The 14208-nt window shown below is 41.4% G+C and carries 13 protein-coding genes; 5 read left to right on the top strand and 8 right to left on the bottom strand.

Features of this window, described 5'->3' with window-relative positions; all coding sequences use genetic code 11:
* Positions 1-251: 251 nt before the first annotated feature.
* The 5 genes from HMPREF9145_RS05470 to HMPREF9145_RS05450 all read right to left on the bottom strand — a co-directional run bounded on the left by HMPREF9145_RS05470 (position 252) and on the right by HMPREF9145_RS05450 (position 5137).
* Positions 252-1331 carry a relaxase/mobilization nuclease domain-containing protein gene (locus tag HMPREF9145_RS05470; RefSeq protein ID WP_021825347.1) on the bottom strand — a complete coding sequence of 360 codons (1080 nt, stop codon included), beginning with the start codon at positions 1329-1331 and terminating at the stop codon, positions 252-254.
* Positions 1315-1746, bottom strand: a complete 432-nt coding sequence (locus HMPREF9145_RS05465) for a plasmid mobilization protein (protein WP_004354620.1) — start codon at positions 1744-1746, stop codon at positions 1315-1317. The genes HMPREF9145_RS05470 and HMPREF9145_RS05465 overlap by 17 nt, the downstream gene beginning before the upstream one ends.
* A gap of 350 nt (positions 1747-2096) precedes the next feature.
* Complete coding sequence (locus tag HMPREF9145_RS05460; protein ID WP_021825354.1) at positions 2097-2558, bottom strand: DUF3408 domain-containing protein; 462 nt, start codon at positions 2556-2558, stop codon at positions 2097-2099.
* Positions 2559-2583: 25 nt separating this feature from the next.
* The gene (locus tag HMPREF9145_RS05455) at positions 2584-3519 is read right to left on the bottom strand and encodes a toprim domain-containing protein (protein ID WP_021825350.1); all 936 of its coding nucleotides are present in this window, start codon (positions 3517-3519) and stop codon (positions 2584-2586) included.
* A 181-nt stretch (positions 3520-3700) separates the two neighbouring features.
* Positions 3701-5137, bottom strand: coding sequence for a virulence-associated E family protein (locus HMPREF9145_RS05450; RefSeq protein WP_036906746.1), 1437 nt, complete (start codon positions 5135-5137; stop codon positions 3701-3703).
* 410 nt (positions 5138-5547) lie between these two features.
* Here HMPREF9145_RS05450 and HMPREF9145_RS05445 point away from each other — a divergent pair, with 410 nt between their 5' ends.
* The 5 genes from HMPREF9145_RS05445 to HMPREF9145_RS05425 all read left to right on the top strand — a co-directional run bounded on the left by HMPREF9145_RS05445 (position 5548) and on the right by HMPREF9145_RS05425 (position 10591).
* Positions 5548-5838: a helix-turn-helix domain-containing protein gene (locus HMPREF9145_RS05445; protein ID WP_036906750.1), complete on the top strand. Its 291-nt coding sequence runs from the start codon at positions 5548-5550 to the stop codon at positions 5836-5838.
* Positions 5835-6137, top strand: a complete 303-nt coding sequence (locus HMPREF9145_RS05440; RefSeq protein WP_021825351.1) for a helix-turn-helix domain-containing protein — start codon at positions 5835-5837, stop codon at positions 6135-6137. Before HMPREF9145_RS05445 ends, HMPREF9145_RS05440 begins: the two co-directional genes overlap by 4 nt.
* 184 nt (positions 6138-6321) lie before the next feature.
* Positions 6322-6957 (top strand): TetR/AcrR family transcriptional regulator, encoded by a 636-nt coding sequence (locus HMPREF9145_RS05435; RefSeq protein ID WP_036906744.1) that lies wholly within the window; start codon positions 6322-6324, stop codon positions 6955-6957.
* A gap of 4 nt (positions 6958-6961) precedes the next feature.
* Entirely contained in the window at positions 6962-9376 is a 2415-nt protein-coding gene (locus HMPREF9145_RS05430) for a TonB-dependent receptor (RefSeq protein ID WP_021825346.1), read from the top strand.
* Positions 9377-9403: 27 nt separating this feature from the next.
* On the top strand, positions 9404-10591 hold the full coding sequence (locus HMPREF9145_RS05425) for a YncE family protein (protein ID WP_021825348.1): 1188 nt from the start codon (positions 9404-9406) through the stop codon (positions 10589-10591).
* 373 nt (positions 10592-10964) lie between these two features.
* Here HMPREF9145_RS05425 and HMPREF9145_RS05420 read toward each other — a convergent pair whose 3' ends face one another.
* The 3 genes from HMPREF9145_RS05420 to HMPREF9145_RS05410 are packed head-to-tail and all read right to left on the bottom strand — an operon-like array spanning position 10965 to position 13849.
* The gene (locus HMPREF9145_RS05420; RefSeq protein WP_021825353.1) at positions 10965-11366 is read right to left on the bottom strand and encodes a hypothetical protein; all 402 of its coding nucleotides are present in this window, start codon (positions 11364-11366) and stop codon (positions 10965-10967) included.
* On the bottom strand, positions 11363-12607 hold the full coding sequence (locus HMPREF9145_RS05415) for a site-specific integrase (protein WP_021825357.1): 1245 nt from the start codon (positions 12605-12607) through the stop codon (positions 11363-11365). Before HMPREF9145_RS05415 ends, HMPREF9145_RS05420 begins: the two co-directional genes overlap by 4 nt.
* Before the next feature lie 12 nt (positions 12608-12619).
* Positions 12620-13849 carry a site-specific integrase gene (locus HMPREF9145_RS05410; RefSeq protein ID WP_036906741.1) on the bottom strand — a complete coding sequence of 410 codons (1230 nt, stop codon included), beginning with the start codon at positions 13847-13849 and terminating at the stop codon, positions 12620-12622.
* Positions 13850-14208: the final 359 nt, after the last annotated feature.

The raw sequence follows: 14208 nt of genomic DNA, 5'->3' as shown, positions 1-14208 counted from the left end.
TTACGGGAGAAGATAATTCTTAAATTGTATCTAATTGAGAAAGAAGAAGTTACCTTGTGACACAAACTAAACAGGTAACGATTTGGAAACGAGCGAAGTGCTTTCTGTCGCATGTTTCTACATCAACAAAGAACGCTTGTTATTCTGTTTGCAAAGATAATCATTTGCTTTGAATAACAAGCGTTTTTGATAAGATTTTCGCTCTTTTGCTCCATCTGTTGTTTGGAAAGATTGAAAAATAAGGAGAATGATTATATTCCTCTTCCTCGCTTCTTCTTTTTCTTGGCTTGGCTTCTGAGTTTTCCTTGCCAAGCCATCTCTGCAAAATCATCACCGTGTATCTGTGGATTGATAAGTCCACCTGCCCCCGAAATCATTTCTTCGGCTGCATTCAAGGCGGTGCTTGCTACATTTCCTACGGCTTGTGCAATAGATGAACTATCATTTGTATTTTTCGGTAGTATACACGAACGGCTGGGAGGGATGAGTTGATAGCCTGTATCTGATTGAACTTTATTCATTGTAGTCTTGTCTGCTATTGTGTGAGCTTTTGTTATCGTCTCCTTTGTTTCGGCTTTATTGGCTACTTCAAAGTTCTTTTGCAAGGAGTGGTAACCTAACTCCCTGCCGATTTCGGAAGCTTTGAATGTCTGGCCACAGTAGGAGAACTTCAAACCATAGACTTTTCCCTGTTTGTTCTTCATGCGCTCTATGATAATGTTGTTCTTATTCAATTCGTAGAGAAACATGGAATGCCCTGATATGCCACCGCCTTTATATTTATCCAACAAGGCATAACAGATTTGCTGTACTTCTTTCTTTGTTTGCTCTCTCGTAGGATTGGCCTTTGCTTTTTGGTGTTGTCTTTCCGCTTTTACTTCCTTTGCAATGGTCAGGCCGTACTTACGGCTAAGTTCCTCTGCGACCCTCGCTGCCTTGTTGCTCACAAAGGTAGTGTCATAAACGTTGCCATACAGACTAATGCGATTGGCGATGATATGGATATGCATATTGTCGGTGTCTTTGTGTGTAACCGCTACCCATTGATGGTCGGCAAGCCCCATGTGCCCTGCAAAGTTTGACGCAAGATTACGGACAGAAGTTAAATTCAATCTTGGTTCATCTTTCGGTGCAAAACCGATTTCAATGCGGAGGAATTTGTTTCTGCACCGTGTGTTATAGTTATTCACCATCTTCATTTCCTCGTAAATTTCCTTTGGTGTTGTTCCACAGAGATTATGAAAGAGAAGTGTTTTACCGAGTTTTCCCTCTCTGAAAATATAATCCAAAGCCGTGCTTCCGTGCGCTATCGCCTTACACTTTCCTATCATTCTCCATCAGATTTAAGAGTTTAATAGCCCTTTCCTCAATGCGGTATTTTGGATTGAAGAAACGCTTAAATGCTTCCCTTGCCAGATAAGAAAGACTTTGGGTAATCAGTACCCATGCATCATCCTTTACCTTGATAAGATTGGAAATATGTGAGAAGAAGTAGGCTGTTCGTCTGAGTAGTTCGATGGCTTCCCTTTCATTGTCGGTCATCTTGGGAACAGCTGCCACTTCACCGTTAAGGAGTATCTCACGGCAGTAGTCTGAGAACTTCCGCCCTGTACTTTCTACCTTTGACCTAATACGCTGCTTTTCCTCTCTTGTACATCTTACCTTGATGAACTCCGTCTTGTTCATCCTCACTTCTTCCTTACCTCGTTGCTGCCACTTGGCAGTCTTTCTGTTATATCTGTCCATATAAGTTTCTTTGAAAGTTAATCATTGTAGATGATTTGTTATTGCTTAATTTCTGAACACTGACCGATGAGAACGGAGTGATTACGGTCTAATCTCCCCGACAATTAAACGAGGGGAGCAAGCGCAGTTTGTGGGTACAAACTGACGTCTTGCAATGCTACCTAACAGACCGTTTACGCATAAAGCGTTTTGCCGTCCAAAAATGAATGCTATGCATTCAGAAGATTAACTGTGTTCGTGGCATTCCCACCGTTCAATGTATTCAGTAAAAATGGTCATCGGTACTATTCTAAAACGGTCAAGGATTTTGAGTGAAAAAGAAATAATAGCACTCGACCTTTTTCTACAGTTTACAGTTTTCTCCATTTCTCTATTTCCTCACCGTATTCCTCCAAATGGATGCGCACAAGGTTTTCGATAAAGCTTGACACGTTGGAACCCTTGTCACCCAACCTACGGACAATGAAGTCCGCACGTTCCTGTGTCTCCCTGCTCAGATAGACCGCTTTTCTCTCACTTAGCTTTGTCGGAACAAGGAACGCTTGCTTGTATGCTTCGAGTGTTTCCTTTCTCATCTTGGCACTGATGCGTCGTTGAATAGTTGCATGCTCTGTATGCAGTACAGGCTCGGTTGGCGTGGCATGCTCTATGGCATGCTCTGTTTCTTGTTGTTGTTGCTCTTGAATATTTTTCATTCCCTTTGCTCGAAATTCAGCTACGGTTTGTTCACTTGAACTTTCAGCTTGGCTCATACTGAAAGATTTCCTGATGGTATTTTCCATTTCCTCATTGCTAACTGTTTTCTTTTCCATACCTCTATCTTATTTTAAGTTTGACTTATTTTATTTTGTTGCTTGTATTTGGAGTTTTCTCATGCTCACGGATACGGCTGACGTGATACTCGTTGAGGTCTTTGAAGTCTCTATAATACACAGCCATATCTTCTACCTTAAAACCTGTGTTTACAAATTCCTGCACAGCTTTTCGCCCTGCATCGTCATTATCAAAAAAAGTACGAACGGAGGTTATATCTCTTTTGTTTAGGTAGTGGATACTTCTTGCTACATTACTCACGGAATTCATCACGAGACATTGGTTGGAGACCTCCCCTTTCATTGAAAGAAAAGAGAGAAAGTCCATAAAGCCCTCGAACAAACAGACAGGTTGCGCCTTGTTCTCAAATATCGAGGTAATGTCCTTCGGGGCAACCGTTCCCTTGAAAGTCTTATCATCACGAAGCTCATACCCACCCGAAGAATTGGCAAAGCCGATAGCTTCATATCTTCTTCCCCTTACCTCGTAACTGATACATTTAAGAAAGGGTGTTGCCTTTTCCAAATCAATGCAGCGTTCCTTTTTGAGGTACTCCTGCAAATGCGGTGGCAGGGTGTCTGATATGCTTGTCAGTCTCCTTGTTCCGCTTGCCGTTACATGCTCTCTTTGATTTGAACTGATGGGTGTTTCTCTCTTTGGAGAACTGTAGCTGTGCGCTGTATTCCCTGAAACGTTCTGTCCCAAACGGCAGATGGCTTCCGAGAGCGTGCAGTCCTCCAAGCGCATATAAAGGTCAATAATGCTTCCACCCCTACCTTCAGCATAGTCTACCCAAAGGTTCTTTTCCGTGTCCACTTTGAAACTCGGATGCGTTTCCTCCCTGAGCGGTGAACGGTACATGGCATAGGTCGGTGTTTTGCGGACAGGTTTGATACCTTTCCTTTCGAGATACTCCACGATGGGGTATCGCTTGATACGTGATAAATCTTCTTCTTTCATTGTTTTGATACTTTAATGGGTTGAATGATAATTATTTATGTTTGTCTGTTTTTGTGGTTTTACCGTTTCCAAAGTTTTCCCCTCCACACTTTTTCATCTTTCTTCTTACTACATACTATTTTGTGATAAGTGATTGATAATCAGTATTACTTTGTAGTATAAGACAATACTACACATTCTACTACATTTGGCTACTACAAGTTTGAAGGAGCGGGCATGGCAAGATTTTCCTAATCTTGTAGACATAGATGGGACTACCACCGTGTCTTCGTTTGCTCACCTTTATGTATCCTGCTTTCTTCAAGGCTTCGCCCATACGCTTCGCAACAAGTGGTTGGTGAGTATAAATACCCAAATAGGTGAGTATCTCCGTAGTGGTCATTAACGAATAACTTTCATTCTCCGTTGGCTTTTCAAAACAACGCAACAAAAGCTCCATCTCTGCAGTCTGTACTTGGAAATCTTCACTCTCCCTATATAGTTCGGCAATCTCATCATCATCAAACCAATAGCGGAAACCAGACTTTAACAGGGCTTTGGCTTCCGCATAAACATTGTCCATCGAGATAGCCTTTGCTCTCTCAATATCTATGGAAAGCACTTCAAAGGGCAGGAAGCGTCTGCTGCCTGTCGGGTCTGTAAGAAAGTCGTTACCGTTCACCGATGCCACGAAGCTTGCCAAGTGGGGATGCTCCTCCACATACTTGTCGTAGGGCATACGGTATTTGACCATCGGGCAGGTAATGAGGTTCTTCAGCTCATTCTCGTCTCGTTTGTTGAGGGCTTTGAGTTGGTCGTCGATGTTTACGATGAGGTTTTGCCCTATATAGGTGAGCGTGTCCTTCTCCTGCGGATATATCTTGCCTGTGTAGCTATAGCCATGCAATGCAGGTGGGCAGAGCAAATCCAAGAATGTAGTTTTGAACTTGCCCTGCTCGCCCGTCAGCACAAGGCAGGTGTGGTTACGGCACTCACGGTCGTCCATTGCGTTGGCAACCACTGCCACGAGCCACTTGGTGAGATATTGTAACCACTTATCAGAGTTGCGCACGACTACGCAACTTGCCAATTCGGGAATGGCTTTCAGTGAAAGATAAGACACATTACTATCCCTGAAACTTTCACCATCACAGCTACTGCTATCACCTATATCAATCAGTGGCAATGCTTTGAAATATTCCTGCACGGGATTGATACGGGGAGAGAAGCTGCTTTCAATGATGGAATAGAGGTTGTCAGGAGATGTAATAATCCCCACATCGTTATCAAGTTCCCTGCGGAGCGTATTGATTTCATAACGACCGACTTTTATAAATATGCCGCTGTTCCTACTTCGGTATTCGGTTCTGCCCAATACCGTGTTGTATCTGAACTCATAGTGTGTGGAGAGGTAGTTTTCTATCTCTGCGTTCTTGGATGAGCTACCTCTGCGATAAGGATTTCTTCTGCTGTTTGTATTGCCTGCATCTGTGTTCTTTTTCATTATTTCCTCGAATTGGTTTCCAAGAGTGAAGTTAGGGTGAGAATGTGTAACTTCCAAGCATTCAGAGCTTTCTTGCATAATGTTGCATCTGTCTGCTGTAAAATTCTTAGGGAAACAGGCTGTCAAAAAGAGTATTTATCGTCTCATTAAGCAAAAAATGGACGACAGGAAAGAAAGGTTAGCTGAAATACGGATGTTACTGTCTGCTTTCAGATGTACTCTTTTGCTTTGATTGTCTTATTAGCCTTATTTGTATAGTGGCAAAAGTGTAAATCTGTCTCTTTTGTCCTTGTTATAGCGCCACAAGCTGCCACGTGAATGAAAAGTGATGGAATAAGAAATGCCCGATATTAATTTTGCAATGAAAGAAAAAAGACGGGGCAGGAAAATGCAAATGTGAACCGATGAAACGGATTGCTCTTTTCCCGATTGTTCCCGATACTTCCCTGCTGTTCCCCACGGCTTTGAGAGGCGCACGTACGCCATTATCTTTGCCAGCAGAAACAGGAAAGAACTGAAACAACAAACAATAACAAAATATGATTATGAACTATTACATCATTACAGAAACCAATTGGGCAAAGCTTCGAGATGAAATCTTAAGCCTTGCAGAATGCTGCCACAAGGCATTCGGAGAGAAAAGCAAGCACACGGACTGGCTGCACAACGGTGATGTGTGCCGGCTGCTGAACATCAGCAAGCGCACCTTGCAGCATTATCGTGATACGGGTGTACTGCCGTTTACACAAATCGGACACAAGTGCTATTACAAGCGTGAGGATGTGGAAACACTGCTTCTTACGAAGTCGAACAAACCTAAAAACAAAATGATATGATGGAAACAGCAAGGGATTTGAACATGGAAACGGACGAGATGCAGCTGGTTGTCTCGGCATTGAGAGGTGTGGGGAAACGGATCATGGAAGTGGCACAGACGCACAAGCCACTCTTTGCTGGCGAGCTTTTCCTCACGGGCAAGGAGGTGTGCGAACTTCTGTATATCAGCCCCCGTACCTTGCAGGACTACCGAGACAGGAAGATTATTCCCTACACGCAGTTTGCAGGAAAGATACTCTACAAGGCTTCGGACTTGGAAAGGATGTTGGAGGAGAATTACTATTTTAAGTCCATTTGAGTTTAGTATTATAATTCGATTAAAAATACTTATTAATAAGTATTGCCAGTATAGAATTCTTCCCATACCTTTGTATCCAAAATTGAATTAATGATAAAAAATATCACACAGCCGCATAAAGGCAACAATAAAAGGAGCGTACTGTTTTTAAACAGTACGCTTTTTTTATGAACAAAATTAAACGATGTCCGTTAATAAAACCGTAATGAAAACGTTAAAAGAAGACATAAGAAACAAGATTGTCGCAGCAGCTCGCAATGAATTTATTAAAAATGGCTTTAGAAAAACTTCGATGCGAACAATTTCGGCAAAATCGGGAGTTACCTTAGGTAATATATACAATTATTTTAAGACAAAGGATGATATTTTTTATACTGTCCTTAGACCTTTACTTATAGTCTTGGATGAAAGGATGTCCTCCTATCGCATAGAACATAACAAAATAGATAAACTTCACTTCTCTATACAAAATCAAAAAGATTTGCTAAGAGAAACGCTTAAAATAATTTTCTTATATAAAGAAGAATTAAAGTTATTACTCTTTGAATCAAAAGGTACTTCTGTAGAGTTTTTCCGTGAAAATTTTATCGAAGAACAAGTTGCAATAAGTAAAGAATATATTGATCAAATGCAAAAAGTCTATCCACAAATACAAACAAGAATTTCGTCACTATTCTTTCGGATTTCCTCTTCCACATGGGTAACGATCATCGGAGAGATTGTCTCAAGCACAGAAATCTGCAAGGAAGAGGTAAAACAGGTCTTATCTGAATACATACGCTATAATACGGCAGGATGGCGAGAACTCATTAATCCATAAAATTATGAACAGATTATTCATCGTAACGATACTGTATTTGTGTACAACAGTTTTGTCTGCCCAAAATATATTACGTGGGAAAATCATAGATAAAGAAACAGGACTTCCCATATCTGGGGCATACATATCAATCAAAAATACAAAACAGAAAACAGTTTCTGACAAAACAGGCAATTATCAAATTGACATTCCCTCAAATGGAACATGTATTGTTGAGGTTTCATTTGTTGGATATAAACGAGTAAGGCAAGCCATTGTGTTAAACGGCAATATCACAAAAGACTTTTTCTTAGAATCATCAGCGAACGTCCTTAACGAAGTTGTAGTGAGGGGATCTTCCCAGCAGGTGGAAATAAACCGCATTCGGCAGAGTCCTATGGCTGTAACCGTAGTGGACGGATCCAAGCTGCGGGGACGTTCAAGCGGTATAGAAGAAATTCTTACACGCACGTCTGGCATCAAAGTAAGAAAGACAGGCGGATTGGGAAGTGCGTCGCGCATATCTGTACATGGTTTAGAAGGTAAGCGTGTCGCCGTATATATTAATGGTTTTCCACTCAACAGTCCTGACGGTTCTTTCGACATCAACGATATTCCAATAGATGTGATCAAATATATAGAGGTATACAAAGGTATTGTGCCTGCAGAATATGGAGGCGACGGATTAGGAGGAGCCATCAATATTGTGACACGGGAGGATGAATGCGACTTAGTAGGATTCACGCAGGAATTGGCATCATTCGGAACATCCAAGACACTTACAAGTGCTCAAAAGCTTTTTGCAAAGTCAGGCATATTATTTAATGTTGCTTTCTTTAAGAATAAATCCAAGAACAACTACACGATGTCATGGCCAGTATTCGAAACAAACCTGCCAGTCTCAGAATACAGAAAGGTAAGACGAAATAATGACTATTATGACGCAGACTTCTATCATGTCGGCATTGGTTTTAGAAAGCTATACTTCGATAAACTGGATTTGGAATGCGCCTTCTACAGAAATAAAAAAGGTATACAGTCTCTTAACTTTGATTCGCAGCATGCCTATATGAAAGGCTTTAATATAATGCCCACTTTGCATATAGAAAAAGACGACTTCATCTTTAAAGGTTTGGAAATGAAATCATCTCTTGTTATTCCTATTATACAAACGAGCCTGATAGACACAACAACAACAAGAAGACAATGGGATGGAACCATCACTCAGGCAATGGGGGAAACTGAAGACAATCTTCTTAATGAATCCCATAACCGGCAATTTGAATTACGAAACAAATTTAATTTAAAATATACATTTGGACAACATACATTCAACATAAATGATCAACTTGCTCTTTCGGACTATCGTCCTAAAGATGAACGCATGAATGACTATCTCGGGTTCGATCCTAGCTCGTTTCCCAGCAAAATGATTTCAAACAATATCGGACTCTGTCATTTGTATGCCTCTTCCAATCATCGTTTTCAGAATTCCTTGACGATAAGCATTTACTATCTGAAGTCAAAAATCTTTAGAACAAGCGATGCCTTGTCGAAAGCCCAAATGAAAGATGCATCAGCTCCCAAACAGACAAGTGTGAACAAAACGTACTACGGATTTAGTGAGGGAGTGAGCTATGAGTTTTGGAAAGGCGTGAGGGGAAAGTTCTCGTTTTCACACAATGTGAGACTCCCTGACACAGGAGAACTTTTCGGTAACGGAATGAGCATCAAGCCATCAGTGAACTTACTGCCTGAAATTGGAGACAACCTGAACTTTGGAACCATCATAGATACAAGAAATGTGATGGGACTTACCCGCGTGCAGTGGGAAACAAACTTCTATTACATGTATATCCAGAATATGATAAGGCTTTTCCCCGCTGATATCCGTTCCATCTATACAAACTTGGGAAAGACGAGCACGATGGGATTTGATACCGATTTGAAAGTAGACGTGACACCAAACATCTATACATATTTTAATCTTACACTACAGGACATTCGAGACCGGCAGAAATGGTTAAACGATGCAAAAGGGACGGATAATCCCACATATAATAAACATGTACCCAACATACCGTCTTTCTATTTCAATTATGGTTTGGAGTATCATGCAGAAAATCTGTTGGGGCGAAATGAATTATCTAGAATTTATATGGATGTGTCCCATGTCGGAGAATTCGATTGGGGATGGCAAATGAGCACACTGTCCGACCAGCGTAAAAAATGGATTATCCCCTCCAACGATGTGTTTACCATAGGCCTTCAACAATCCTTTTGGCACAACAACATTTCATTGAGTTTCGAAGTTGAGAACATCTTTGACAAGGAGAACTATATGGAATTCAAGATGCCACTGCAAGGACGCACTTTTAAAACAAAATTGCGTTTTAATCTGTTCCGCGACAAAACATCGGGCGGAGCAATGAGTTTGTAATATATTACCAATTTAAAAACAAATAAAATGAAACATTATTTTTTAATCGCAGCCCTTGTGTTGTTATCTCTTGTAGGTCTCACCTCATGCGGAAAGGACTCTCCGGACTTTCCTCCCTCTACAAAATCTGAAGTAGGATTTGTACACAGCGTAAACATCGGAGAAAACACATATATTAGCTTGTTCAAGGATTTGAGTGTTGGTTCACTCAATACAGACAACGCATTGGTGCTTCCGAAGGGGGCATTCACATTCGTGTATAAAAATAAGATATATGTGACAGATACAGAACACCTCTACAAGTACATTCCTAAGGATGGAATCCTTGTTCAAGAAGGAAACACCATGCTATTTCCAAGTGGTGCAAAGGCCACATACATCACATTCTTATCCGAGAAGAAAGCCTACGTTTCTTGTCTTGGATTAGGAAAGGTGTGGATTATAGATCCGTCCTCCATGACAAAAACAGGAGAAATAGATTTATCTGGCTATTCCTTGGGGAAGTTGGCTGGCGACAATAATCCTGAACCATGTGCTTCCATCATCAGAGACGGCATCTTATACGTGACGCTCTGCCAATTAAAGTCTGCCTACTCATGCGAGAAGGGAGCACATATAGCCTTAATAGATACCAAGACCGATAAGCCCATCAAAATGATTAGTGACCCTCGTGCTACAATGGCCTCCTCTATGACCCCCGCTGGGGATCCATTCGTGGACGAAAAGGGTGACATCTATTTCTATTGCGTAGCTATGTTTGGATACCAGCCTGGGGTCAAGGAAGGATTCTTGCGCATTAAGAAAGGGGAGCAAGACTTTGACAACTCATATTGCTTCACCCTTGCAGACGTAAACTTAGAAGGAGTAAAGGGGAACAGAACATCGTATGCTTATAATAAAGTGTATGGTGGAAACGGAAAGGTTTATGGATTCCTTAACATTCCCGGAGCGGCAAGCAATCCACCTGACTACGTTCATGACAAATCATTTCAAGCCTTTGAAATTAATCTATACAATAAGACTTGCAAGAAGATGAATTTTTCTGGAACTGTAGGCTGGGCCACATCCATCTGCAAGTCTGGCAATAATATCATCTTCGGCATGTCAACAGACCAAGGCATGGGCTACTCTGTCTATCACATGGATGATGGAAGCTATGAAAAATTGAAGGTAAAGGTTTCCGGAGCACCCTATATGTTGCATGAGCTTAAATAGTTGTAATAGAATATTACTTATGATATTTATTGGGACATAACACCAACATCTAAAAGAATGTGAACTTCTTGATTAGAAACTTTAACCTCCTCAAAACAAGGAAAAGAGCTGTATCGTTACTCATTATAGGGTTTGATACGGCTCTTTTAGTTTATGTGTTATAAACTATAAATTCTCATGGTTGTGCTTTTAGTTTTTATACACTGTCAATTCAGTTTTAATAAAAATCTTTCTTTTGTAGTAGTGTAGTAAATAATTGAAAGAATATTCGTATATCAATAAAAATCTTTAATCCTTTTTCTTTCAACGTATTATACCTTATTGTAGTTATGTAGTAAGATATAATCAATGAAAGAAAAAGAAAATATAATCATCAGGTATCCGTCTTTCCTATTAAGAATATCGGTGTTATTATGGATGTAGGTTTCTGCAATCTCTGACATACATGTTTCCTGAAGAAGTGTGCTTCCGTACTGTCCAATTGATAAGACAAAGCGATGATGGTTGAGAGCGGATAAAGCGGCGCATAGCCTTTTGGTCGTCCGTTCACAAAAACTTCTTCCTCACCTGCATTCCTTTCGTCAGGGTGCAGATGAGATGTTTTCAGAAGCAGTTGCAGGTGATAATTGAGTTTCTTCCATGTTACACCGAAGAAATCTACGAGTTCACTCTCCGTCATGGCTATATCGCCATTTCCCTTGCGAACGATTTGTATATTGTCGCTCCATTCAAAATAGCTGCGGTCTCTTTTTGTTTGATGGTGATTGATGTTCATATCGCTTCCTCCTTTGCTTTCTCCTTTTGATATTTTCTTATCAGTCTGTCCATATCCTCCGAAATCTTATTATCGGTTACTTGTGCATAGATTTGTGTGCTGGCGATAGATGCGTGTCCCATCATCTTGGCAATACTCTCAATGGGAATACCTGCACTCAGGCTCATCGTACCGAACGTATGTCGCGCCATGTGGTAGGATAACCGCTCTCTAATGCCGCAAGCCTTGCCCACAATACTCAGCTTTGCACTCATCACGCTACGGTTACGAGCACAGTGAAAGATAAAGTCGTCGCCTTTTCCTTTCACTGTCTGCATTTCTTTCATGCTCAGTTGTTCTTTCTTGCATTGATTGATGATGGCCTCTGCTATCGGGTGTAGGGGCACAATAAACTCCACCTTTGTCTTCAGACGCTCTTTGCGTATATACCTCTGTCCGTCTGCTGCCGTTTGGACGTGTCCAAATTGCAAATGTTCCATATCAGCAATAGCCAAGCCTGTAAAGCATGAGAAGATAAACATCCGTCTTGCTTGTTCTGCTTCCTTATCAATTACTCTCAATGCCATGAGTTTGCCAACATCGCTTTTTTGCAAGAAGTGTATCTTCTGTTCCGTTTTCTCATACTTGGCATTCTCAAAAGGATTACAGCGAATGAGCCTTTGACTGACCGCACGATACATCAGCCTACTCAGCCAACAAAGATAGCGATTCATGGTTGCTGTTGCCAAGCCTCGTCTTTTCAGATAGAAACGGTATTCTTCAAACAAGTCTTCCGTTATAGTGGCTATGACTATATCCGCCATTCCCTTATCCTTTACAAACTCCGTAAGTAACTTATCTGAATAGAGAAGATTCTGATAGGTTCCCTCAGCTCTCGATTTGCCCACGCACACTTTAACGGACAGCAATTCTGCCTTGCTCATGGCAAGAAGCGTTGTCGGCATGGTGGCTATTCCCTGTAAACGGTTTTTAAGTAGTTCCACACTTACCACTCCCTCCTTTATCAGAATATCCTGATAGGCCTTTTCTACAAGTTCTTTAAACTTGCCAATTCTTTGATTGGTCTTCTTGTCGGTTGTCTGTCCCTGTTGGCTGTTCCACTCGGAGGATTTGCACTGCTCGCCTGTGGTAATGGCGGTACTCTTTCCGTCTATGGTGATACGGCAGAGAATGGTAGTCTTGCCGTCTGCTTTTATTTTCTGTCTGTTGATATAGAATAATATCTTGAATGTACTTCTCATAAAAAATCTTGGTTAAATGGTTAAACGCAAATCTTCAGTGAAAGAAAGGAAACGGTTAAACTCCTCAAAGAGTTTCTGTGGTGTAACCTTTGCATAACGTTCGGTCATACTTACGTTCGTATGTCCGAGCATCTTGCTCACCGTTTCAATAGGTACGCCCTGCTCCAATGTGATAAGTGTGGCAAAGGTATGCCTTGCCGTGTGCGAGGTAAAGGGAAAAGAAATACCTGCCCGTAGTCGCAAGGCTTTAAGACAGGACTGATAAGTGGGATATTTGATGAAAGGCAGCAGTGTTTCCCTTTCATCGCTGTGCATTTTCTCAATTAAGCGAACTGCTTCGGGCAACAACTTGATACGACAAAGCACACCCGTCTTCTGTCGGTTGAACTTCAACCACAAACTACCTGCATCATCACGGACAAGATGCTTCTTGCTTAGCTCCATCAAATCACAATAGGCTGCACCGATATAACAGGCGAAGAGAAACACATCACGAACGGCTTCCATTTCCTCTTCCAACTCATCAAAGCGGAGTGCTTTGAGTTTGTCCAATGCTTCTTTGTCAAGAGCTTTAGGTGCTTTCTTGTCGCCTCGTTCTATATGTACTTTATCAAACAGAAGCGTATCAGCCAGTCCCTCAAGATAAGCCAGCCTACAGACGGTCTTCAAATCTGCTGCAGCTCTGAAAAAAGTGCTTTGCTGATGCCCGAGTTCACTAAGACAGAATGCTTGCAATTCGTAGATGAAGTTTTCTGTCAACTGCGAGAATGCCAAATCCGAAACATGATACTTCTTCTGTATAAACTCCTGCAATCGTTTTCGAGTGGAATGATAGGCGGACATAGAGTCCCTCTTGATGTCTATACCAATATGGCTTTCTTTCTCCTTGATGAGCATATCCAACCTTTCGATTAGCATACATCGTGCCTGTACGCTGCCTTGAAACTGTTCTTTCACATCGGTTGCATCAAATGGCTGCCCTTTGGCAATCAACGATTGATGGGCAGATTGAATGGAAAGCAACAAATTCTCCAATCTCCCATTAACCTCCACCGCCTCACGGCTCTTGCCGTCCATCCTGCTCTCACGGGGATTCCACAAGTCGGGATTGCAGGAAAGTTTACAACTAAACTGGGCAATGGAACGTCCAATGGTAATACGTCCCATAATCGGAGCTTTCCCCGATTTGTCAAGCCCGCTCTTTTTAAGGTAGAGCAGCACCTTCATCTTCTCTGTTTTCATACGCTTTAATCTTTGTGGGCAAAGACAGTGCAAACGAGTTCCATGAGAGCTTGCTCTCAAATGGACGAGCTCAGCCTGTCTTATGCAAAATTACCCGAATTAAAGCGTTCCTCACTTACGCAGAAAACTGCTGACCAAAGCAACAGCCACACGAGCGAAAATAATTCAGTTACCGAATGCTGCACCATCGTTACCTACATCAAAACAAGGTAACGCTCTGGTAACTGAACTTCTGCCTAAATCTGCATATTTCTGCCCTTTACAAACGGAGCAACATCATGCTAATTTGTGCATTCCATCCTCATTATCAGTTAGTTTACATCAACTTCGATATTTCTTCTTTTTCATTGATTAGTTAC

This window comes from Segatella salivae F0493 (assembly GCF_000477535.1).
Taxonomy (GTDB): Bacteria; Bacteroidota; Bacteroidia; order Bacteroidales; family Bacteroidaceae; genus Prevotella; species Prevotella salivae.
The sequence above is the reverse complement of the archived record's forward strand: the minus strand, read 5'-3'. Positions and strand labels throughout refer to the sequence as shown.